Annotated in this window: 19 protein-coding genes, 2 tRNA genes, 1 rRNA gene and 1 pseudogene; 10 read left to right on the top strand and 13 right to left on the bottom strand. The window is 59.3% G+C overall.

Going from position 1 to position 20,208, the window contains the following annotated elements; genetic code table 11:
* The first annotated feature begins 1,024 nt into the window (after positions 1-1,024).
* From JOE27_RS07635 to JOE27_RS07620, 4 genes are all read left to right on the top strand, one after another.
* Positions 1,025-1,429, top strand: coding sequence for a TraR/DksA C4-type zinc finger protein (locus JOE27_RS07635; protein ID WP_043213866.1), 405 nt, complete (start codon positions 1,025-1,027; stop codon positions 1,427-1,429).
* 182 nt (positions 1,430-1,611) lie between these two features.
* Positions 1,612-1,806: a hypothetical protein gene (locus JOE27_RS07630; protein WP_046785199.1), complete on the top strand. Its 195-nt coding sequence runs from the start codon at positions 1,612-1,614 to the stop codon at positions 1,804-1,806.
* A 500-nt stretch (positions 1,807-2,306) separates the two neighbouring features.
* Positions 2,307-2,777: a hypothetical protein gene (locus tag JOE27_RS07625; protein ID WP_039602828.1), complete on the top strand. Its 471-nt coding sequence runs from the start codon at positions 2,307-2,309 to the stop codon at positions 2,775-2,777.
* Positions 2,774-2,986 carry a hypothetical protein gene (locus JOE27_RS07620; RefSeq protein ID WP_115274318.1) on the top strand — a complete coding sequence of 71 codons (213 nt, stop codon included), beginning with the start codon at positions 2,774-2,776 and terminating at the stop codon, positions 2,984-2,986. The genes JOE27_RS07625 and JOE27_RS07620 overlap by 4 nt, the downstream gene beginning before the upstream one ends.
* Before the next feature lie 12 nt (positions 2,987-2,998).
* Here JOE27_RS07620 and JOE27_RS07615 read toward each other — a convergent pair whose 3' ends face one another.
* The 7 genes from JOE27_RS07615 to JOE27_RS07585 form a co-directional block, all read right to left on the bottom strand.
* A complete protein-coding gene (locus JOE27_RS07615) occupies positions 2,999-3,364 on the bottom strand; it encodes a Na+/H+ antiporter subunit G (RefSeq protein WP_046785197.1) in 366 nt (121 codons plus the stop codon).
* Positions 3,361-3,639, bottom strand: coding sequence for a K+/H+ antiporter subunit F (locus JOE27_RS07610; protein WP_012315284.1), 279 nt, complete (start codon positions 3,637-3,639; stop codon positions 3,361-3,363). Before JOE27_RS07610 ends, JOE27_RS07615 begins: the two co-directional genes overlap by 4 nt.
* Entirely contained in the window at positions 3,636-4,124 is a 489-nt protein-coding gene (locus JOE27_RS07605) for a Na+/H+ antiporter subunit E (RefSeq protein WP_204918442.1), read from the bottom strand. The genes JOE27_RS07610 and JOE27_RS07605 overlap by 4 nt, the downstream gene beginning before the upstream one ends.
* Positions 4,121-5,800: a monovalent cation/H+ antiporter subunit D gene (locus JOE27_RS07600; RefSeq protein WP_115274319.1), complete on the bottom strand. Its 1,680-nt coding sequence runs from the start codon at positions 5,798-5,800 to the stop codon at positions 4,121-4,123. Before JOE27_RS07600 ends, JOE27_RS07605 begins: the two co-directional genes overlap by 4 nt.
* Positions 5,797-6,141: a Na+/H+ antiporter subunit C gene (locus JOE27_RS07595; protein ID WP_012315281.1), complete on the bottom strand. Its 345-nt coding sequence runs from the start codon at positions 6,139-6,141 to the stop codon at positions 5,797-5,799. The genes JOE27_RS07600 and JOE27_RS07595 overlap by 4 nt, the downstream gene beginning before the upstream one ends.
* A complete protein-coding gene (locus JOE27_RS07590; RefSeq protein WP_204918439.1) occupies positions 6,141-9,056 on the bottom strand; it encodes a monovalent cation/H+ antiporter subunit A in 2,916 nt (971 codons plus the stop codon). The genes JOE27_RS07595 and JOE27_RS07590 overlap by 1 nt, the downstream gene beginning before the upstream one ends.
* Positions 9,057-9,206: 150 nt before the next feature.
* Positions 9,207-10,151: a DMT family transporter gene (locus JOE27_RS07585; protein ID WP_204918436.1), complete on the bottom strand. Its 945-nt coding sequence runs from the start codon at positions 10,149-10,151 to the stop codon at positions 9,207-9,209.
* 83 nt (positions 10,152-10,234) lie between these two features.
* Here JOE27_RS07585 and JOE27_RS07580 point away from each other — a divergent pair, with 83 nt between their 5' ends.
* Entirely contained in the window at positions 10,235-10,798 is a 564-nt protein-coding gene (locus JOE27_RS07580; protein WP_046785192.1) for an XRE family transcriptional regulator, read from the top strand.
* Between the two features lie 4 nt (positions 10,799-10,802).
* On the opposite strand, the pseudogene JOE27_RS07575 reads toward JOE27_RS07580, so the two are convergent.
* Both JOE27_RS07575 and soxR read right to left on the bottom strand, forming a co-directional pair.
* A pseudogene (locus tag JOE27_RS07575) lies at positions 10,803-11,350 on the bottom strand (cysteine hydrolase family protein).
* Positions 11,351-11,417: 67 nt separating this feature from the next.
* On the bottom strand, positions 11,418-11,870 hold the full coding sequence (soxR, locus tag JOE27_RS07570; protein WP_046785190.1) for a redox-sensitive transcriptional activator SoxR: 453 nt from the start codon (positions 11,868-11,870) through the stop codon (positions 11,418-11,420).
* 86 nt (positions 11,871-11,956) lie between these two features.
* On the opposite strand from soxR, the gene JOE27_RS07565 reads away from it, so the two are divergent.
* Complete coding sequence (locus tag JOE27_RS07565; RefSeq protein ID WP_115274323.1) at positions 11,957-12,337, top strand: antibiotic biosynthesis monooxygenase; 381 nt, start codon at positions 11,957-11,959, stop codon at positions 12,335-12,337.
* On the opposite strand, the gene JOE27_RS07560 is transcribed toward JOE27_RS07565, so the two are convergent.
* Positions 12,316-13,086 carry an alpha/beta hydrolase gene (locus tag JOE27_RS07560; RefSeq protein ID WP_115274324.1) on the bottom strand — a complete coding sequence of 257 codons (771 nt, stop codon included), beginning with the start codon at positions 13,084-13,086 and terminating at the stop codon, positions 12,316-12,318. The genes JOE27_RS07565 and JOE27_RS07560 overlap by 22 nt on opposite strands.
* Positions 13,070-14,188 (bottom strand): DUF3182 family protein, encoded by a 1,119-nt coding sequence (locus tag JOE27_RS07555; RefSeq protein WP_115275506.1) that lies wholly within the window; start codon positions 14,186-14,188, stop codon positions 13,070-13,072. Before JOE27_RS07555 ends, JOE27_RS07560 begins: the two co-directional genes overlap by 17 nt.
* A gap of 216 nt (positions 14,189-14,404) precedes the next feature.
* On the opposite strand from JOE27_RS07555, the gene JOE27_RS07550 reads away from it, so the two are divergent.
* Positions 14,405-16,213 carry an aminopeptidase P family protein gene (locus JOE27_RS07550; protein ID WP_115274325.1) on the top strand — a complete coding sequence of 603 codons (1,809 nt, stop codon included), beginning with the start codon at positions 14,405-14,407 and terminating at the stop codon, positions 16,211-16,213.
* A gap of 56 nt (positions 16,214-16,269) precedes the next feature.
* Here JOE27_RS07550 and JOE27_RS07545 read toward each other — a convergent pair whose 3' ends face one another.
* Positions 16,270-16,551, bottom strand: coding sequence for a hypothetical protein (locus JOE27_RS07545; RefSeq protein ID WP_039602547.1), 282 nt, complete (start codon positions 16,549-16,551; stop codon positions 16,270-16,272).
* A gap of 190 nt (positions 16,552-16,741) precedes the next feature.
* Positions 16,742-17,629 (bottom strand): threonine/homoserine exporter RhtA, encoded by an 888-nt coding sequence (rhtA, locus tag JOE27_RS07540; protein WP_046785186.1) that lies wholly within the window; start codon positions 17,627-17,629, stop codon positions 16,742-16,744.
* Positions 17,630-18,235: 606 nt separating this feature from the next.
* On the opposite strand from rhtA, the gene JOE27_RS07535 reads away from it, so the two are divergent.
* The 3 genes from JOE27_RS07535 to JOE27_RS07525 all read left to right on the top strand — a co-directional run bounded on the left by JOE27_RS07535 (position 18,236) and on the right by JOE27_RS07525 (position 20,035).
* A 16S ribosomal RNA gene (locus JOE27_RS07535) occupies positions 18,236-19,772 on the top strand.
* Between the two features lie 86 nt (positions 19,773-19,858).
* Positions 19,859-19,935: transfer RNA gene (locus tag JOE27_RS07530), tRNA-Ile, on the top strand.
* 24 nt (positions 19,936-19,959) lie between these two features.
* Positions 19,960-20,035: transfer RNA gene (locus JOE27_RS07525), tRNA-Ala, on the top strand.
* Positions 20,036-20,208: the final 173 nt, after the last annotated feature.

The following is a 20,208-nucleotide window of genomic DNA, read 5'->3' as shown; positions in this document are numbered from 1 at the left end:
CCGCCCCACTGGGGTAAACAACAGGGTAAAGGGCTGTTGGCCAGGTGCCTCGGCACGTTCGATCAGCAGAGCGCTGGCGAGGAAGGGGTCTTGCTGCCAGTCGGCGGAAAAGTTGCATGCCAGTGTCTTGATGGAAATGCCTTGGCTGCTGGAAAGGGTGAGCAGGTCGGCAGGCCCGGCCGCTCCTTTGGACAAGGACTTGAGTGCTGGTTCTGCAGCGACCAGCCGGTCCTCGGCGCTGGCTTGTTCGGCGGCACTGCGCAGCAGCCCCTGCAGGTGCCGGGCGAGCCACAACCAAGGGGTTTCCCCTTGGTTGTCTGCGTCGCACCAGTAGTCAATGATCGCGCTGCGGTAGGTATCCAGTAGGATGGGCCCGCAGTCGTTCAAGAGCTTTTCGAGCGCATGTAGGTCAACCGGAACGGGGTGAGACGGGTCGACCATATGGTTGCGACAGAGTACGTCCTGCTTTGCAGTCAGGTTGAGTGTTTCGCGCCGGCAATAGCGCTCTACCAGCACCTGGTACAAAGGGCGTATGTAGGCTGTATCCTCCACCTGCCCGAAACTGGCCAATTGCAGGGACAATGGGTCGAGGCGGGTATCCAGGCCATAGTCATGCCAGTGCTCGACCAACAGTCGTGCAGCCACTTCGAACAGAGTGGGGCGGCTTGCGAACCTGTCGGCAACGGCGCAAGGCAATGTGGGGCTGCGTGGGAGTCTGATAGAGGGCGTCATGGCTGGGATCTTTGTGTGAGAAGGGCGCCATGAAACCGTCTGAGGGATGGGTCGGGGCTATACAGATGTACTGCCAGCAGTACCGCGAATCGGCAAACCGCCCCCGTCAGGCGCAAACCACGTCATTTCGCTCAATTACCCCGTCATTGGTGTTGCCCCTTGCGACGAGGGGCCTTAGACTGCCGCCCCCTGCAAAAGAGTGCCGATTGGCGCTTGAAGAATTCTGGTGCCGATGCCCAGGTGTCGGCGACACACGAATCGCCCAAATGCACATTTTTTCATAGAGAAATCGATGACCAAGGAACAGTTGCTGGCCATGTCGGCCGATGACTACATGAACGCTGAACAACTGGCCTTCTTCACTGGCCTGTTGCAGGCGATGAAAGTAGAAACCCATGAACGCATCGAGCTGAGCCGTGCCACTATCGAAAGCCTGGATACCCCGTCGGATCCTGCCGACGTGGCCTCGGTCGAAGAAGAACGTCACTGGCTGGTAAATGCCATCGAGCGTGACCAGCGCCTGCTACCGCAGTTGGAAATGGCCTTGGGCCGTATCGCTGACGAAAGCTTCGGCTGGTGTGACGACAGTGGTGAGCCGATCGGCCTGCAGCGCCTGCTGATCAGCCCGACCACCAAGTACTGCATCGAAGCCCAGGAGCGCCACGAGCAGCTCGATCGCCACCAGCGCCAGATCTGACCGAGCGTTGTGTGCCAGGCCCCACGGAGCGATCCTTGGGGCTTTTTGCGCTTGCTACCTTGTACCGGCCACTTTGTTGCTGCTGGCGCAATACTGCTGTACCAATGTTGGCTTTCTCCGGCGTGTTGGCGGGCGTATCATGGCTCTATCGTTAGGTTGCTAAGTAAATTCCGGAGGGAATGATGAATAGCCGAGTCGATGTGGCCGTGATGATTGGCTCAGGTGTGCCCGCTACCCTGCAGGCGCTGGGCCGCCGAGTATGTTGGGTGGTGCTGGTGAATGGCGAGCGTCGCGGCACTGCGTATGCAACACGTGGTGAGGCGCTGGAGTGTCAGGCGGCCTGGCTTAAACAGCTGGAGAAAGGCCGCGCTGCCTGACTGTGGTTCAGTTTTCGAGGCTACGGGCCAGTTCGCAGGCTTCATGGTGACGACGTCGAAACCCCTTTACTCTGCCGGTAGCGCTTTCAGTGACGTGGAAGAACTCGATGCCGGCAGGTATGACGACGTAACGCGGTATGGAGCGAGAATAAATGCGCTTTGCCTCTCGACGTGTTTCTGTGTTTTCGTGCATATTTCTTTCCCAGTAATGCGCTGATGGATTGCAGAGCCCGTTCTGCCGAAGGGCCTGGCGTTATCTATCGCATCTTTTCTGACGGAATAGTTGTAGGGCATTACGCTTCCCGGTTGGGGAATGTGCCTAAACCCGCCATTTGGGCAAAGTCTGGCAAGCAGGAGTAAAGTTTCCTCCATGCTGTATAGCCAGAAGGCACAGACGTTATGCACATCGCTTCATTACTCTTTTCGCCTATCGAAATGAAAGGGCCGTGCCTCACCGGTGGTGAGTGGGGGCGGATGTTACCGGTTTGAGGATTACTTCATTGGCAGTCAGTACTCTGGATACCCACGCTTTGTTCGCCCTTGGCGATTTGCGCGGTAAGTTGGCCAAGCTGTTTCAGGGCCGCTTCGTTTATGTCACCGAGCAGAACCCTGAAGGCCTCTATATGGCCGAAATCGACACCGAGAGTGCGTTGGTGGTCGATGACAAGCAGCGTTTGGAATTGAAGGTGGGTGACCACTTTCGTGCTGCCGTATTGCCCAGTCGTGAAGGCGGCAAGTTGGAAATGCGCTTTCGTGAGATCAAACTGAACGTCTACGGCGTGGGGGACTATGCCTTTGTCTCGGTGCCGGAGGGTGAAGGTATCGTGTTCCGTGAAGGCCAAGGCGTAATGCTGGTGTTCGCGGCTCAACAGCAAGTCCAAGAGGGCCTTGGCAAGCTGCTCAAGGCCGTGACCGGTAAGGTCGCAAAATGGCGCAAGGGCGAGTTGACCACGTTCAAGGCGAGTGAATGAACGAGGGGCAGGAGGCGGATGGCAGCCGTGCCGCGTTCCATCGACAACATAAGGCCATGGCCGTGGCTCAGGCAGAACGTTTGCTGGCGCGGCGCGATGAGATGCAGGCCGCCTGGTTGACTTGGGTGGCGGCCCAGCTCTATCAATCAGGCCCGCCTCCCTACGTCGCCATGGTGCGCCGGGAGTTGCAGCGGATCACCCAGGAATGAGCGTGCCGCACATCAATTGCCCCCCGCTTGGCCGCTACTGACTTCTTCGGGTACTGCTTCCCCGGACATGCGTTTGCGAAACAGTGCCGCCCTGGCCAATAGTAGCGTAGTGACCGGTAATGTGATCGACAGTAGAACTGGGATCAACCAAGCGTGCAGTACAGGGCCTTGCTTGAGCCATGAGAAGTAGATGATCGAAGCCAAGGCAACGCACCAGGCCCCGATGGTCGAGGCCAGTGCTGGTGGGTGCATGCGCTGGAAATAATCCTTGAGGCGCAGCAGGCCAATGGCCCCGATCAACGCGAACAGGCTGCCGAGCAGCAGCAGGGCAGCGGTAACTAGCTCGAGCCAGAGCGGTAGTTCAAGAACTTCGGTCATTCTATTACCTCACCACGCAGCAAGAACTTGGCCAGGGCAAACGAGCCGACAAAGCCGAAAAGCGCAATCAGCAGAGCACCTTCAAAGTAGGTATCGCTGGCATAGCGGATTCCCAATACCAGCATCATGAGCATGGCCAGGATGTACAGGTAGTCCAGTGCCAGTACCCGGTCCTGGGCGGAGGGGCCGCGAAACAACCGGATCAGCGTCAGGCCCATGGCCAAGGCGAAGATGAACAAGCTGGCGAGCACTGCATAGGCTAGCAGGCCTGTCATTGGAAAATCTCCATCAGCGGTCGTTCATAGGTGTGTTTGAAGTGCTCGATAAAAGCGTTCTCATCCTTGAGGTCGAACACGTGCAGCAACAGGACGCTGCGGTCCAGGGCCAGTTCTGACCAGACGGTACCGGGCACTACGGTAGTGATCATCGATAGTGCCGCCAGGCCGTGGGCGTCGCGCAGGTCCAGCGGGATATGGACAAAGGCAGAGCGAGGCGGATGTTGCCCGGCGCGCAGCACGCGCAGGGCTACTTGCAGGTTGGACTGGATGACATCGATACCCACCCGGCCAATCAGGCTCGCTATCACCAGCGGCCTGCGCACTTGGGCGTGCTGGGGGCGCAACGGTGCCATCAGCAGTGGCGCCAGAAAGCCAAGCGCGGCTGCGAGCAGCAGATTACCCGGGCTGACCGAGAGGTTCAGCAGCAACCACAGTATGAACAGTGCTACAGACAACAGCGGTGCGGGGAAAAGTCGGCTCATGGCTGCACCTGTGCGTCGAGCGTGGTCGGGCCAGGGATAGGCTGTACAGCCATTACGGCCCTGATGTAGGTGTCAGGGGTCTGCAGGCTGGCTGCAGTGTCCTGGGTGTAACGTAGCAGCGGCTCGGCTCTGAAGCTGAGCATGATGCACAGGCCCAGCAAAATGACGATCGGCAGGCATTCGTAGTGTCGCAGCGCGGGGGAGGGCCGCTCTTCAGGCTTCCAGAAGCGCTGGATGCCCACGCGGCCGAAAGCGATCAACGAGGCCATGCCGGACAGGATGAGCAGGGCTACCAGCGCCCAGCCGGCTGCTGACAGTGGTTGCTCGGCCGGCACGCCCAACCCCAGTGGGTTGAACAGCGCGCTGATCAAGCTGAGTTTGCCGACGAAGCCGGAGAGCGGTGGCATGCCGATGATCAGCAACGCACAGGCAATGAAGCTCAGGCCCAGGAACGCCATGGTCCAGGGAATGATCTGGCCTATGACTGCCTTCTGCTCATCGTCGAGGTTTATGCCTTTAGGTGGGTGCAACGACTCGAGTGGCGAGGGCATGCTGCCTTCTTCGTCCTCCAGTGGTGGCTCATTGGCCGAGCGAGAGCGCTCCACCAGCTCGGCGAGCAGGAACAATGCACACAGTGCCAGGGTTGAATTGACCAGATAGAACAACGCTGCTCCGGTCAGGGCTGGCTGAGCAAAGCCGATCGCGCCAAGCAGGGTGCCTGCCGAAACCAGTATGCTCAGTGCTGCCATGCGCTCCAGGCGTTGTGCGGCAAGTATCGACACGGCTGCGATGGCAAGCGTGACCAAGCCCCCATAGATCAGCCATTGCCCGCCGAAATGCGCCGATGCACCGGCTTGACCCGAGAACAACAGGGACCAGAGCCGTAACACAGCGTACAGGCCAACCTTGGTCATGATGGCGAACAATGCGGCTACGGGTGCGCTGGCCGAGGCATAGGCCGGAACCAGCCAGAAATTCAGCGGCCAGATGCCGGCCTTTGCCAGGAAGGCTATGGCCAGGATTGCCGCGCCCGCGTGCAGCAAACCACGGTCGGCTTCGGGCACCAACGGTACTTTCAGCGCGAGGTCGGCCATGTTGAGGGTGCCGGTTACGCCGTAAAGCATCGCGGCGCCAATCAGAAACAGCGAAGAAGCGAACAGGTTGATGGCAATGTAGTGCAGGCCGGCCCGCACCCGCGCTCGCCCCGATCCGTGCAGCAGCAGGCCATAAGAGGCCGCTAGCAGCACTTCGAAAAAGACGAACAGGTTGAACAGATCGGCTGTCAGGAAGGCACCATACAGGCCCATCAGCTGGATCTGGAACAGTGCGTGGAAGCTGGCGCCGGCGCTGTCCCAGCGGGCGCGAGCGAACAGCAGGGCGCTGATGCCGATGACCCCGGTCAAAGTCAGCAGCAGCGCCGACAGGTGATCAACCACCAGCACGATGCCGAAAGGCGCGGGCCAGTTGCCCGGCAGGTACACACCGATCGATTCCGCCTGGCCCTGGACGCGCACCCACAGCAGCAGGCTGACGGCGATGACCAGGCCGCTGAAGGTGGACAGCAGGTTGAGGCGCGCCTTGAGCAGGCGGTGCTTCTCGCCCAGTATCAGCATCACTGCTGCGGTCAGCAACGGCAGCAGGATGGGGGCGATGATCAGTCGGCTCATCTCACTCATTCATCACGCTCCCGGCCATCCACGTGGTCGGTGCCGGTCAGGCCGCGAGATGCCAGCAGCACCACCAGAAACAGGGCGGTCATGGCAAAGCTGATGACGATGGCCGTCAGAACCAGCGCCTGGGGCAGTGGGTCGGTGTAGTGCAGCAGGTCCTGTGTCACGCCTTCCTTGATGATCGGCTCCTTGCCGATGAACAGGCTGCCCATACTGAAGATGAACAGGTTGACGCCATACGACAGCAGGCACAGGCCCATGATCACCTGATAGGTCCGTGGGCGCAGGATAAGCCACACGCCCGATGCTGCCAGTACGCCGATGGCGACTGCGATGACTTCTTCCATCAGGCGGCTCCTGCTTGGCTGGGTTTGGACGGATTACCCGGGCGGTAGGCTCGCACCGACTGGTGTGCCAGGGCTGTGAGGATCAGCAGGGTCGAGCCGACCACAACGGTGTACACGCCCACGTCGAAGAACAGTGCGCTGGCCACATGCACATCGCCCAGCACTGGCAGGTGCAGGTGGGCGGTATGCGTGGTCAGGAACGGGTAGCCCAGCAGCATGGCGCCGACCCCTGTCAGTGTTGCGCACAATAGCCCGGTGCCCATCCAGCGCAGTGGGCGCAGGCTCATCTGGGCTTCGACCCATTGGGTCCCTGCGACCATGTACTGGAGGATGAATGCCACCGACATCACCAGGCCAGCGACAAAGCCACCGCCAGGCTGGTTGTGGCCCCGCATGAACAGGTACATCGAGATCAGCAGGGCGATCGGCAGCAGCAGTCGTACCAGCACCGCAGGCACCATCATGAAGCCCAAAGCTGTGTCGGTGGCATGGCGCGGGTTGATCAGGTCGGTGACCACGTCGGGTGCAAGCTGGCGCTGCTGAGCTGGCAGTTGCATGCTCTCCTTGGGTGGGCGGAAGCGGCGCAGCAGGGCGAATACGGTCAGGGCGACGGCCACCAGCACGGTGATCTCGCCCAGGGTGTCGAAGCCGCGGAAGTCAACCAGCATCACGTTGACCACGTTGGTACCGCCACCTTGTGGCAAGGCTCGGCTCAGGTAGAACGAGGAAATGTCGTTCGGCGTTGGTCGTGTCAGCATGGCGTAGGACAGCAGCGCCATGCCGCCGCCGACCAGGATTGCCAGCAGCAGGTCGCGCACGCGCCGCATGCGGGCACGGTCGAGGCTGCCGGGCAGCGGTGAGACGCCCTCGATACGCCGCGGCAGCCAGCGCAGGCCGAGCAGGATCAGTACCGTCGTGACAACCTCGACGACCAGTTGGGTCAGCGCCAGGTCAGGTGCGGAGAACCATACGAAGGTGATGCAGGTCATGAGGCCGCAGACGCCAACCATGATCAAGGCGGCCAAACGGTGATACTTGGCTTGGTAGGCGGCGCCAATGGCGCAGGCGATAGCGATCAGCCAAAGGGCGACGAACACACCTGAGCCCGGGATTTTAGGGCGCTCGCCCCAACTCAGGCCGCTGTACAGCATTGGTGTGAGCCCCGCGAGGAAGGCGGCAAGCACCAGCATGAACAGTTGCGCCTGCAGGCGGCGAGTGGTCAGCAGCCCCTCGATGCGCCGGGCCAGTAACATCAGGTGCACCTGGCCGTGCTCGAACAGGCGCTTGCCATTGAAATGCTCAAGCAGGGGTGGATACGGGAAGCGCCCTCGGCGCAACTGGTTGCGCAGCAGCAGGTAGAGCACGATGCCGCCGCTCATGGCCACCAGGCTCATGATCAGCGGGGCATTCCAGCCGTGCCAGATGGCCAGGCTGTACTCCGGCAGAGTACCACCCACCACTGGAAGGGCTGCAGCGGCCAGTAACGGGCCGACCGACTGGGCAGGGAAAATACCCACCACCAGGCAGGTAAGCACCAGCAGTTCGACTGGCGCGCGCATCCAGCGTGGTGGCTCGTGAGGTGTGTGAGGCAGGTCTTGGGCGGCAGGGCCAAAGAACACGTCAACGGTGAAGCGCAAAGCGTAGGCAACGCTGAAAGTGCCGGCCAAGGTGGCTATTACCGGCAGCGCGGCCTCGACCCAAGCGGTGGAGCTGATGAACACGGTTTCGGCGAAGAACATTTCCTTGGACAGGAAACCGTTCATCAATGGCACGCCGGCCATCGAGGCGCTCGCCACCATCGCCAGGGTCGCGGTGTAGGGCACCAGACGGATCAGCCCGCTGAGGCGGCGGATGTCACGGGTGCCGCTTTCGTGGTCAATGATGCCGGCGGCCATGAACAGCGAGGCCTTGAAAGTGGCATGGTTGAGTATGTGAAACACGGCGGCCACTGCGGCGAGTGGGCTATTCAAACCCAATAGAAGCGTGATCAGGCCCAGGTGGCTGATGGTCGAGTAAGCCAGCAGGCCCTTGAGATCATTCTGGAACATCGCTGCGAAGGCCCCCAGCAGCAGGGTTATGGCCCCCGCGCCACCGACGATCCAGAACCACTCCTCGCTGCCCGAAAGCACCGGCCACAACCGGGCCAGTAAAAACACCCCGGCCTTCACCATGGTTGCCGAGTGCAGATAAGCTGAAACCGGGGTCGGTGCTGCCATGGCATGAGGTAGCCAGAACTGGAAGGGGAACTGCGCGCTCTTGCTCAATGCTCCGACCAGGATCAGGGGCAGCAGCACTGGATACAGCGCGTGCTGGCGAATGGTCTCGCCGCCAGCCAGCACTTTGTCCAGGTCATAGCTGCCCACCACATGGCCGAGCAATAACGCGCCGACCAACAGGCACAGGCCGCCGGCGCCGGTAACCATCAACGCCATGTAGGCGCCGCGTCGGGCGTCGGCGCGGTGGTGCCAGTAGCCGATCAGCAGGAACGAGAACAGGCTGGTCAGCTCCCAGAAAAACACCAGCTGGATCAGGTTGCCCGAGATCACCAGGCCGAGCATGGCGCCCATGAACGCCAGAAAGAAGGCAAAGAAGCGTGGTACCGGGTCCTGTGGCGACATGTAGTAGCGCGCGTACAGCGACACCAGGGTGCCTATGCCCAGTACCAGCAGCGAGAACAGCCAGGCGAAGCCGTCCATGCGCAGGACCAGGTTCAGGCCCAGGCTGGGCAGCCAGAGAAACTCCTCGCGGATGACACCGCCGTGGGCAACCTGGGGGTACAGCAGTGCTACCTGGACGGTGCCGACCAGGGCCACGAGCCCAGCCAGGATGGACTCGGCGTTACGTGCGTTGTGCGGCAGCACAGCTGCCAGGCAACTGCCCAAGAACGGCAGAAGCAGTAGCACTATCAAGGACATAGCGTTCTATTCTGGAAAGGTTTGCCAAGGATCATACGTGCCGTGCAGTTGATCACCAACACGCAAGCTGTCGCAGAATCATACAAACAGGGTGTGACAAGCTGTTTTTTTATAACAGTTTTTTACAGAGCATAGCTGCCGTTCACTACTTTACAGCCCGCCTTCGCGTTCGCCCTCTACCTCGAGCTCTTCGCTTTCATTGCGTAGGCGTCGAACTTTAAGTTCGCTGACCACCACGGCGATGACGATCATCAGGCCGCCTATGAGTGCCACACCGGGCAGACGCTCGCCTGCGATACGGCCGACGATGCCAGCCCACACCGGCTCGCCGGCGTAGATGAGTGTGGCGCGGGTTGGCGATACCGATTTCTGCGCCCAGTTCATCGCCACCTGGATCACTGCGCTCATGGCACCCAAGCCCAGTGCACTTAGCAACAATAGCCAGGAGAAGTCGGGGATGCGCTCCTGAGTCGGTACGATCATCAGGAACGACAGCAGCGAGGCGGTGGCCAGTTGCACTACGGTGACGCGGCGCACATCGACCTGCCCGGCATACCGGCTGATCAGAATGATCTCGGCCGCAATGGCCACGGCGCTTACCAGGGTCACGATTTCGCCTTCGCTGAAACGCAGGGTACCGCCCTCGGGGCCAGCGAGCAGCATCAGGCCGAGGAACGCCAGGCAGATTCCCAGGCTTGGCATCAGCCCTGGCCGACGGCCAAGCACCAGCCACTGCAACAGCGGTACGAAGGGCACATACAGTGCAGTAATAAAGGCCGACTGGCTGCTGCTGATGGTTTGCAGGCCCATGGTTTGCAAACCATAACCGAGCATGATGGTCGCACCAATCAGCGCGCCGGCCTTCAATTCGGTGAATGTCAGCCCGGGCAGCGCGCGTATCGAGACCAGGCCGACGAACAAGGCGGCTGCAGCAAACCTCAGGCCGACGAAGAACATCGGGCCACTCACGGTCATGACGTTGTGCACCAGCACGAAGGTGCCGCCCCACAGCATGGTGATGAACACCAGTACCACCTCGGCCTTGCTCAGGCGCAAGGATACGGTGGTCTGCTGGCGGTTGATCGGTTGGCTCATGGTCTTGCTTACTCGGAAGTGGCAGCGCACAATCGCCGCAAAGTGGGCAGTATACTGCGCAACCTTTAAAAGTGAGCAATATAGTGCACAAAGATTCCGCGCACCGTGCTTCGGTGCTCCAGCATGTGAGCCTCAACGTTCGTGGTCTGCGCAATGCAGTGGGGATGAGCCAGAGTGCCTTGGCCGAGCGCTCAGGTGTCAGCCGGCGCATGCTGGTGGCGATCGAGGCCGGTGAGAAGAACGTCAGCCTGACTACGCTCGACCTTATAGCTGAAGCGTTGGGGGTTGCCTTCAGCCGGCTGATCCAGGCGCCCGACCAGCGCGATACCAGCCGCATCGACGAACTGGCCTGGGCCGGTGAGCATCCCCAGAGCAAGGCGGTGCTGCTGGCCAGCAGCACCGCTCGGCGAGAGGTGGAGATCTGGGAGTGGACCCTGGCGCCGGGTGAGTGTTACACCAGTGAAGCCGATGCCGAGGGCTGGAGCGAGCAGATCTATGTGGCTGAAGGGCAACTGACGCTGATCATCGAGCAGATCGAGCACTGCCTGCACGTCGGTCAGTTCCATGTATTTCCCAGTAACTGCCGCTATGCCTACCGCAACGATGGTGCCGTGCCGACGCGCTTCGTACGCAACGTGGTAATTTGAACGGTCAGTTTTTCAGAAGCTCATCGGTCTTCACCACTTTGGCGTACGCAAACGCGAGTGCAGCCATCACCGAATCGTGCACCTGGGCTGCCGGTATTTGCTTGCCATTGAACTCAAGAGGCAGGGTGGCGCAGGCATCGTGCGCCACCGTGACATCGTAGCCAAAGTCAGCTGCTGCTCGCGTGGCGGCATCGACGCACATGTGGCTCATGCTGCCGACTATGGTGAGTGTTTTTACACCTTGGTCATCGAGCGTGCGCTTGAGATCGGTATCAAGAAATGCATTCACCTTGTGCTTGAGCACGACGGGCTCGTCTTCCAGCGGCTGGACTTTTGCGTGAATCGCAGCGCCTTGGGTGTCGGGAGCGAAGAACGGCGCGTCTTCGCTTTCGAACTCATGCCGCACATGCACCACAAGGTCGCCTCGCTGGCGTGCCGCGGCCAGCAGCTTTGCCGCATTGTCGGCCGCCGGGTTGGCGCCTTCCAGGGGCCACTTGCCTCCGGGAAATAGTCGTTCTGGATGTCGATGATGATCAGCGCCTGCTTGCTCATGTTGCCTCCTGGGTCAGTAGCATCGGGTGCCATTAGTTATAGGCGGTGCGCGGGATGAATGCGTAGTTCAGGGCAGATGCGGCCCGGGCCCCTCGCCGGCGAGGTGATCCTGGCGGTTGCGAAGCGGGCAGTCCTTCAGCGACATGCAACCGCAGCCGATGCAGCCGTCAAGTTGATCGCGCAACAGGATCATTTCGCCAATGCGCCGATCGAGGTCTTCGCGCCAGCCTTCGGACAATCGTCGCCAGTCCTCGGCGGTAGGAATGTGATCATTTGGTAGCGTCGCCAGGGCCCTGGCGATGTTGGCCAGCGGGATGCCCAAGCGCTGAGCCATCTTGATCACCGCCACGCGGCGCAGCATCGCCCGCGGGTAACGGCGCTGGTTGCCGGCGTTGCGGGAACTCTGGATCAGGCCTTTGGTTTCATAAAAGTGCAGAGCTGTTACCGCCACACCGCTGCGCGCGGCCAGTTGGCCGACACTGAGCAGCTTTTCGTGGGTGGTCGGCGTATGTCTGGGCATGCGAAAAAGCTCTTGACCTTGAGTTAACTGGAGGTTTTACCCTGCCGATCATCGCGCTGCAAGCGTCCGGAGCAAGGAGACTGCCCATGTTGGCCATGCCGCAACCGCTGTGGTTCACCCAGATGATCGAATATGAAGTGCCTGCCACCCGCCAGGAGGCACTTGCCCACGCATTGGTAATTCGCGCTGAGGAGCTGGCCTCGCGTTTTGAGGGACTGCAAGAAGTCAGCATCCAGGCCAGCGATGACGGTAGCCGCGTATTGCAGTGTCTACAGTGGCAATCACGACAGGCTTGGGTAGCGGCAACTGCGTCTTTTGTCGAAGAGCCCTTCCTCGAAATCGTGCGTCGACATCAGGCGCGCAGCGTCAACTTTGCCGCTTATCAGGCGTTACGAAGCCTGGCGCGGGGTGTCGACGGTGGCCTGCACTGCCAGGTCGGCGCGCCTCAGGCATACCAAGGGGCATAGTGGGGATAGCGGTCCAGGCGCGCGCCTATCACCATCTCGCTGATCCACGATGCGAGGATCGAACTGTAGGCTTTCTGGCTTTGCTCGCTCGATAGTGCGTGGTCGGCGCCGTCGACGATGCGGTGGGTAAGCGAGTGGGCGCTGACGAAAGCCGAACGGTAGCTCATCAGCGTGGTGTGCGGCACATAGTCGTCCTGTTCCGACTCGACCAGCAGCACATCGCCAGCGAACCCCGCGCAGGCAGCCAGGGCGCGATTGTCACCTGGGCCAAGCAGGCGCTGGCGGTAGGCTTTCAGGCGCTGACGGTCCAGGGTCTGTTTGGGCTTGTCCCATTCGTCGTCCCAGTACATCGCAGGTACGCGCAGAGCCAGCCACTTCACTGGGCGGTGCAGGGTCAGCAAGGTGGCTAGGTAGCCGCCATAGCTGCTGCCGATGATGGCGATCGCACTGTTGTCCACCGCGGGGTGGCTGACCAGGCGGTCATAAGCAGCCAGCAAATCTTTGAGGTTCTGCTCGCGTGTAACCGTAAGGCGCTGGCTTTCGGTTTTTTCGTGGCCCCGCAGGTCAAAGGTCATGCACACGCAACCGAGCCCTGTGATATGCCGGGCCCGTGCAAGGTCGCGTTGCTGGCTACCGCCCCAGCCATGTACGAAAAGGATCCCGGGCATCTTGCTTCCGGGGCTGACCAAGGTACCGGCGATGCTGTCGTCGTCGACCTGCAGTTCGACGGTTTCACTCTGAATGGCCATACTCGCGAATCCGCGCGTACTTGCAGAATTGTCCGAGTTCACTGTCGTTTCCTTGATAGAAGAGGGTGGCGTCAGTGGGAAGGTTGGGTGTACCGAATATTTCATGGGTGGAGGCTCGCACCCGTTGCAGTGCCGGGTCATCGGCAAAGGCCTGCAGGGCCAGCAGCTCAGCGCTGCTGGCCCCACCCAAACGCCAGGATTGTTCAAGTACGCCACTGCGCAGGTGGCCCTCAGGGTTTTTGCCGCGGGCGATGTCGTAGTTGCGCCGGGAGGCGATGAAGCCTGGGAAGTGCTGCTCGGCTGCATGCTCATAGGTCAGGGCCTGGTTGATGGCAAGGCGCAGGTGGTCCTCCAGTGGCAGTTGCAACAAGGCCTGGTAGTCGCCGCGCACCACCAGCAGGTCGGAGCCTCCGTATACCTCGGTACCTTGGTGGTCCTGGGTCAACTGCTGGGTGCCGAGGTAGCTGCAGGTCAGGCCGGCGACACGCACTTGGCCAACGCTGAAGGTTTCCACTTCACTGAGGTCCTCCTCCAGCACCAGCCCCCACAAGGCCAGGCCCTGATCATCAATGTTGGCCAACAATGGTTCCAGTTCATCCAGTTGAACGATCACCTGTTGCCCACGCCCCGCGCATGCCAGCACCGGCTTGAGCCGTACTGCGCCATCGCGCAGCAGTAACTGCGCGGCCCGCCGGGCATCGGCTTTGCTGAATACGGTGTAACCGCACAGCAGGGCATCGCTGGCCTGGCGGGCGAAGTCGTCAGTCCAGCCTGGGGGGAAGGTGGCATTGGCAGGCAGCGGGTGGGAGATCGCTTTGGTTGCCATATAAGGATGACTGACCAAGCCCCCGAACAGGTCATGTTCCGTTCGGATGCCGAGGTGGGCATAACGTTGCGGGTCGATGAGGGTTTCAGTGGGTAGGTAGTAATAGTGGTCGGCGGCTTTGGGTGGCAGATCAGGGGTTGCTCGCGCGCACCCTAGAAGCTCGGCCAGGCCATCAGCCAGCTTCAGGTGCACTGCGTGTTCGTGCTCAGGGGTGTGATCGCGAGCATCGAGGAGGACGACCCCCGCTTTTGATTCGCAGGTGCTGGGCATGGGCATCAGCCTGTCTGCAATGAATGTACTGATTGTGAAGCCCATGGTTTGGGGAAGTTCAGGTGGAAGCGATCGATGGTTCGTAGTGGCAGGAACCGCTGTTCCTTTGCACGCGCAACGATGGCTTGCAGGCCGCGAGTCAGTCGTCGCGATTGCAGGGTGAGGTTGGCTGTTCCATTATCGTGCATCTGGATCAACCAAGATGTTACCGCAGGAGTGCGAATGAACGTTCATACCACCCGTGAGCAGAGGGTTCCCGAGCGCCTGATGCGTGTGCGCGAGGTAATGGCCAGGGAGGGGGTCGATGCCCTGCTGGTGCCCTCAGCCGACCCTCATCTTTCTGAGTACCTGCCGGGCTATTGGCAGGGGCGGCGGTGGCTGTCGGGCTTCGATGGTTCGGTGGGTACGTTGGTGGTCACTGCAAATTTTGCAGGGGTGTGGGCCGATAGCCGTTACTGGGAGCAAGCTATCAAGGAGTTGGCGGGTAGCGGCATCGAACTCATGAAGCTGCAGCCGGGTAAGCCGGGTGCGCTGGAATGGCTGGGCGACAATGTCCCGGCCAAAGGAACAGTGGCCGTGGATGGGGCGGTCATGGCGCTGGCGTCTGCGCGCCAGCTCGAGGAGCGCCTCAGGGGGCGCGGCATTCGCTTGGTAACCAGCCAGGATTTGCTTGCCGAGGTTTGGGAAGAGCGCCCTGCGCTGCCGAGTAACCCTGTGTATCAGCACCTGCCGCCTCACGCCACAGTCAGTCGGTCGGAAAAGCTTGCCCAGTTGCGCCGCACCATGGAAGAGAAGGGCGCAGACTGGCACTTCATTGCGACCCTGGATGACATCGCCTGGCTGTTCAATTTGCGCGGTAGTGATGTCTCCTACAACCCGGTATTCGTTTCCTTTGCGTTGATCAGCCAGCGGCGCGCCGCTTTATTCGTTGGCGCTGGAAAGCTTGACGCGCATTTGCGCCATGTACTGGAAGCCGATGGTATCGAGGTGCGTGATTATTCGGAGATCGGCGAAGCGCTGTCACAGGTACCTGCCGGCGGCCGGCTTTTGGTCGATCCTGCGCGCGTGACCTGTGGCCTGCTCAAGAACCTAGGCCCCCAGGTTTCGCTGATTGAAGGGCCGAACCCGACCACATTGAGCAAATCACGCAAGGGTGAAGATGAGCTGGTCCATATACGCCACACCATGGAGCAGGATGGCGCAGCGCTGTGTGAGTTCTTCGCCTGGTTTGAGGCGAGTCAAGGTAAGGAACCCATCACCGAACTGACCATCGATGAACAACTGAGTGCTGCGCGTGCACGGCGCCCCGGCTTCGTCTCGCTGAGTTTCTCGACCATTGCAGCTTTCAATGCCAATGGTGCAATGCCCCATTACCGTGCCACCGAGCAATCTCACGCGGTCATTGAAGGCAATGGCTTGCTGCTTATCGACTCGGGAGGGCAGTATCTGGGCGGAACCACCGACATCACGCGGATGGTTCCGGTGGGCACTCCGACGTTTGAGCAGAAGCAGGATTGCACTCGGGTGCTCAAGGGTATGATCGCTCTGTCACGCGCCACATTCCCGCGCGGTATTCTTTCGCCCTTGCTCGATGCTATCGCGAGGGCGCCGATTTGGGCGGATCAGGTCGACTATGGCCATGGTACCGGGCACGGTGTCGGCTATTTCATGAATGTGCATGAAGGGCCGCAGGTCATTGCCTATCAGGCTGCTACCGCGCCGCAGACCGCTATGCAGGAAGGGATGATCAGTTCCATCGAGCCAGGGACCTATCGCCCTGGCGCTTGGGGGGTGCGCATCGAGAACCTGGTGGTCAACCGGGCATCGGGCAAAAGTGAGTTCGGTGATTTCCTCGATTTCGAGACCCTGACGTTATGCCCTATCGATGCACGCTGCCTGCTCACCGAGTGCCTCACCAAGGATGAACTGGCGTGGCTCAACGGCTACCACGCGACGGTTCGCGAGCGCCTTGCTCCCCTGCTGTCAGGCGACGCATTGGCTTGGCTTGAAGCTCGCACAGCAGCATTGTGAGCAGTCGGGGTGGGCAGTAGATAAAAGAAGGGCAGCTCACGAGCTGCCCTTTCTGTTTACTTGCAGATGACGATCATGCTGCGGCTGGTATACCCGGCTGGGTTGATGCCGAAGAGGTAATCACCCGGCTCTTCGTCGGTGTCTCCAGAACGGGCGATGACCTTGTAACCGCGTGTGCTGCAGGCCGTGGCGGCCTTGCTGTAGCACTTGTCCCAGGATGAGGAGAGGCCGGAGCAGTTGATGTGCAGGCCCTTCTTCCCTTTTTTGACCTCAGTCTTGGCCGTTGCGGCACATCCGGCAATGGCCAAGACGGCCAGGATGAGCAAAATACGTTTCATTCCTGTCCTTAAATGCAGGGTTGATCAGTTGTCTGACCCTGTCGTTATCGCTTCGGTTCTTCCTGAATAGCCTTTGACATCCGTGTGCATGCAAGTAGATAGCGTAAAGATTATGGTTTTGTGACAGCTTAATCAGCAGGACTGCGCGCTACAATGGCCAATTCCGGGTCAAATGAAAATATTTCTCAAATCAGTCGGCTGCAACAGGGGGCTTCGCGTCGCGGCGCATGGACAGCGTGGCACCCACTGATGCGGCAATGATGGCGAGAATGGCCAGCCACTGGGTTACGCTCAGCAACTCGCCCAGGAACAATAAACCGGAAAGGGCACCAATGGCCGGTTCTATGCTCATCAGAGTGCCGAATGTACGGGCTGGCATGCGGGTCAGGGCGACCATTTCCAGGCTATAGGGCAGGGCGGTCGAGAGTATTGCGACCCCTAGGGCCAGTGGTATGAGCGCAGGTGTCAACAGTGCGGTGCCGGCATGAACGATACCGATCGGCGCAACAAATATCGCCGCGACCACTACACCCAGTGCTGCGCTCTGAATCCCGTGTTCTGCTCCGGCGCGTTGGCCAAAGAGGATATAAAGGGCCCAGCACACGCCGGCACCCAGTGCATAGGCGGCGCCCGTGAGGTCGAGGGGCTGGCCGCCATGGCCGACCGGGATCAGCAGCAGCAGGCCGCTGACTGCCAGTGCAATCCACAGGAAATCAATGGCGCGCCGCGACGCGAAAAGCGCTACGGCCAATGGGCCGGTGAACTCGAGGGCTACGGCGATGCCCAGTGGTGTTGTCTGCAGTGCCATATAAAAGAGGAAATTCATCCCGCCCAGGGCCATGCCGTAGATGATCACATTGCGCAGCGTCTTGGTGGTCATCCGTACGCGCCAAGGGCGCAGAATTAGAAGCATGATGATGCTGGCGAAGATCAGGCGCAGGGTTGTGGTGCCTTGTGCGCCGATGATCGGGAACATGCTTTTGGCCAGGGAGGCACCGGACTGTATCGATGCCATGGCGATAAGCAGCAGGCCTATAGGAAACAGCATGGTGGCCAAGCTGCGGGGCTGGGTGTTCATTTGTACGCGGCAATCCTTTTAATGATGGGTGTGGGTGTGCAATATAGTGCGCAATTGCAAGGGTGAGGTGCAAGGTGCCCGCCAAAACACCTTCTTGCATGTATGTTCAGTGATTTGAAATAAAGCCTTGACGCCCTCTTGAATCCCCTTATAATGCGCCCCACTTCCAGCGTAGTCGGAACGAGAAACTCCTTGAAATTCAAAGAGTTGCTTAATCCAGGTAGTGCTGGTGGTGCTTCGATCGCCTGATCGATAGCGGTGAAATGGTGGTTGACAGCGCTTCTAAACGCTGTATGATTCGCCTCCCGCTACGAGAGATCGCAGCGAGCCAAGTGTTTGAAGTTGAACGAGTTTCTCGCAAAGAACTTCAAAATAAACGCTTGACAGGCTCTGAGGAAAGCGTAGAATGCGCGCCTCGGTTGAGACGAAAAGCTCTTAACCAAACGCTCTTTAACAAATCGAATCAAGCAATTCGTGTGGGTGCTTGTGAGTATGGACTGATAGTCAGAAAGATTATCAGCATCACAAGTGACCATGCGAGAAATCACATAGTCATTTGAGATTGCTGAGCCAAGTTTAGGGTTTCTTAAAAACCCAAGCAGTATTGAACTGAAGAGTTTGATCATGGCTCAGATTGAACGCTGGCGGCAGGCCTAACACATGCAAGTCGAGCGGATGACGGGAGCTTGCTCCTTGATTCAGCGGCGGACGGGTGAGTAATGCCTAGGAATCTGCCTGGTAGTGGGGGACAACGTTTCGAAAGGAACGCTAATACCGCATACGTCCTACGGGAGAAAGCAGGGGACCTTCGGGCCTTGCGCTATCAGATGAGCCTAGGTCGGATTAGCTAGTTGGTGGGGTAATGGCTCACCAAGGCGACGATCCGTAACTGGTCTGAGAGGATGATCAGTCACACTGGAACTGAGACACGGTCCAGACTCCTACGGGAGGCAGCAGTGGGGAATATTGGACAATGGGCGAAAGCCTGATCCAGCCATGCCGCGTGTGTGAAGAAGGTCTTCGGATTGTAAAGCACTTTAAGTTGGGAGGAAGGGCATTAACCTAATACGTTAGTGTTTTGACGTTACCGACAGAATAAGCACCGGCTAACTCTGTGCCAGCAGCCGCGGTAATACAGAGGGTGCAAGCGTTAATCGGAATTACTGGGCGTAAAGCGCGCGTAGGTGGTTTGTTAAGTTGGATGTGAAAGCCCCGGGCTCAACCTGGGAACTGCATCCAAAACTGGCAAGCTAGAGTACGGTAGAGGGTGGTGGAATTTCCTGTGTAGCGGTGAAATGCGTAGATATAGGAAGGAACACCAGTGGCGAAGGCGACCACCTGGACTGATACTGACACTGAGGTGCGAAAGCGTGGGGAGCAAACAGGATTAGATACCCTGGTAGTCCACGCCGTAAACGATGTCAACTAGCCGTTGGAATCCTTGAGATTTTAGTGGCGCAGCTAACGCATTAAGTTGACCGCCTGGGGAGTACGGCCGCAAGGTTAAAACTCAAATGAATTGACGGGGGCCCGCACAAGCGGTGGAGCATGTGGTTTAATTCGAAGCAACGCGAAGAACCTTACCAGGCCTTGACATGCAGAGAACTTTCCAGAGATGGATTGGTGCCTTCGGGAACTCTGACACAGGTGCTGCATGGCTGTCGTCAGCTCGTGTCGTGAGATGTTGGGTTAAGTCCCGTAACGAGCGCAACCCTTGTCCTTAGTTACCAGCACGTTATGGTGGGCACTCTAAGGAGACTGCCGGTGACAAACCGGAGGAAGGTGGGGATGACGTCAAGTCATCATGGCCCTTACGGCCTGGGCTACACACGTGCTACAATGGTCGGTACAGAGGGTTGCCAAGCCGCGAGGTGGAGCTAATCTCACAAAACCGATCGTAGTCCGGATCGCAGTCTGCAACTCGACTGCGTGAAGTCGGAATCGCTAGTAATCGCGAATCAGAATGTCGCGGTGAATACGTTCCCGGGCCTTGTACACACCGCCCGTCACACCATGGGAGTGGGTTGCACCAGAAGTAGCTAGTCTAACCTTCGGGAGGACGGTTACCACGGTGTGATTCATGACTGGGGTGAAGTCGTAACAAGGTAGCCGTAGGGGAACCTGCGGCTGGATCACCTCCTTAATCGACGACATCAGCCTGCTGATGAGCTCCCACACGAATTGCTTGATTCTTTGTATAAAGACGATGCTGTAACGCGACCCTGTTATAGGTCTGTAGCTCAGTTGGTTAGAGCGCACCCCTGATAAGGGTGAGGTCGGCAGTTCAAATCTGCCCAGACCTACCATTACATGGTTCAGCCGTAGAATACGGGGCCATAGCTCAGCTGGGAGAGCGCCTGCCTTGCACGCAGGAGGTCAGCGGTTCGATCCCGCTTGGCTCCACCACTTTTGCAGTAACTTGTCAGAACTTAGAAATGAACATTCGGCTTGAATGTTGATTTCTGGCTTTTGTCAGATCGTTCTTTAAAAATTCGGATATGTGATAGAAATAGACTGAACACCAGTTTCACTGCTGGTGGATCAGGCTAAGGTAAAATTTGTGAGTTCTGCTCGAAAGA

This window comes from Pseudomonas sp. M5 (assembly GCF_016907075.1).
Lineage (GTDB): Bacteria > Pseudomonadota > Gammaproteobacteria > Pseudomonadales > Pseudomonadaceae > Aquipseudomonas > Aquipseudomonas putida_E.
The sequence above is the reverse complement of the archived record's forward strand: the minus strand, read 5'-3'. Positions and strand labels throughout refer to the sequence as shown.

Coding starts and splice junctions, on each gene's coding strand:
- JOE27_RS07635 (WP_043213866.1), top strand. CDS start 1,025: ATGACCAAGGAACAGTTGCTGGCCATGTCGGCCGATGACTACATGAAC.
- JOE27_RS07630 (WP_046785199.1), top strand. CDS start 1,612: ATGAATAGCCGAGTCGATGTGGCCGTGATGATTGGCTCAGGTGTGCCC.
- JOE27_RS07620 (WP_115274318.1), top strand. CDS start 2,774: ATGAACGAGGGGCAGGAGGCGGATGGCAGCCGTGCCGCGTTCCATCGA.
- JOE27_RS07615 (WP_046785197.1), bottom strand. CDS start 3,364: ATGACCGAAGTTCTTGAACTACCGCTCTGGCTCGAGCTAGTTACCGCT.
- JOE27_RS07610 (WP_012315284.1), bottom strand. CDS start 3,639: ATGACAGGCCTGCTAGCCTATGCAGTGCTCGCCAGCTTGTTCATCTTC.
- JOE27_RS07605 (WP_204918442.1), bottom strand. CDS start 4,124: ATGAGCCGACTTTTCCCCGCACCGCTGTTGTCTGTAGCACTGTTCATA.
- JOE27_RS07600 (WP_115274319.1), bottom strand. CDS start 5,800: ATGAGTGAGATGAGCCGACTGATCATCGCCCCCATCCTGCTGCCGTTG.
- JOE27_RS07595 (WP_012315281.1), bottom strand. CDS start 6,141: ATGGAAGAAGTCATCGCAGTCGCCATCGGCGTACTGGCAGCATCGGGC.
- JOE27_RS07590 (WP_204918439.1), bottom strand. CDS start 9,056: ATGTCCTTGATAGTGCTACTGCTTCTGCCGTTCTTGGGCAGTTGCCTG.
- JOE27_RS07585 (WP_204918436.1), bottom strand. CDS start 10,151: ATGAGCCAACCGATCAACCGCCAGCAGACCACCGTATCCTTGCGCCTG.
- soxR (WP_046785190.1), bottom strand. CDS start 11,870: ATGCCCAGACATACGCCGACCACCCACGAAAAGCTGCTCAGTGTCGGC.
- JOE27_RS07565 (WP_115274323.1), top strand. CDS start 11,957: ATGTTGGCCATGCCGCAACCGCTGTGGTTCACCCAGATGATCGAATAT.
- JOE27_RS07560 (WP_115274324.1), bottom strand. CDS start 13,086: ATGGCCATTCAGAGTGAAACCGTCGAACTGCAGGTCGACGACGACAGC.
- JOE27_RS07555 (WP_115275506.1), bottom strand. CDS start 14,188: ATGCCCATGCCCAGCACCTGCGAATCAAAAGCGGGGGTCGTCCTCCTC.
- JOE27_RS07550 (WP_115274325.1), top strand. CDS start 14,405: ATGAACGTTCATACCACCCGTGAGCAGAGGGTTCCCGAGCGCCTGATG.
- JOE27_RS07545 (WP_039602547.1), bottom strand. CDS start 16,551: ATGAAACGTATTTTGCTCATCCTGGCCGTCTTGGCCATTGCCGGATGT.
- rhtA (WP_046785186.1), bottom strand. CDS start 17,629: ATGAACACCCAGCCCCGCAGCTTGGCCACCATGCTGTTTCCTATAGGC.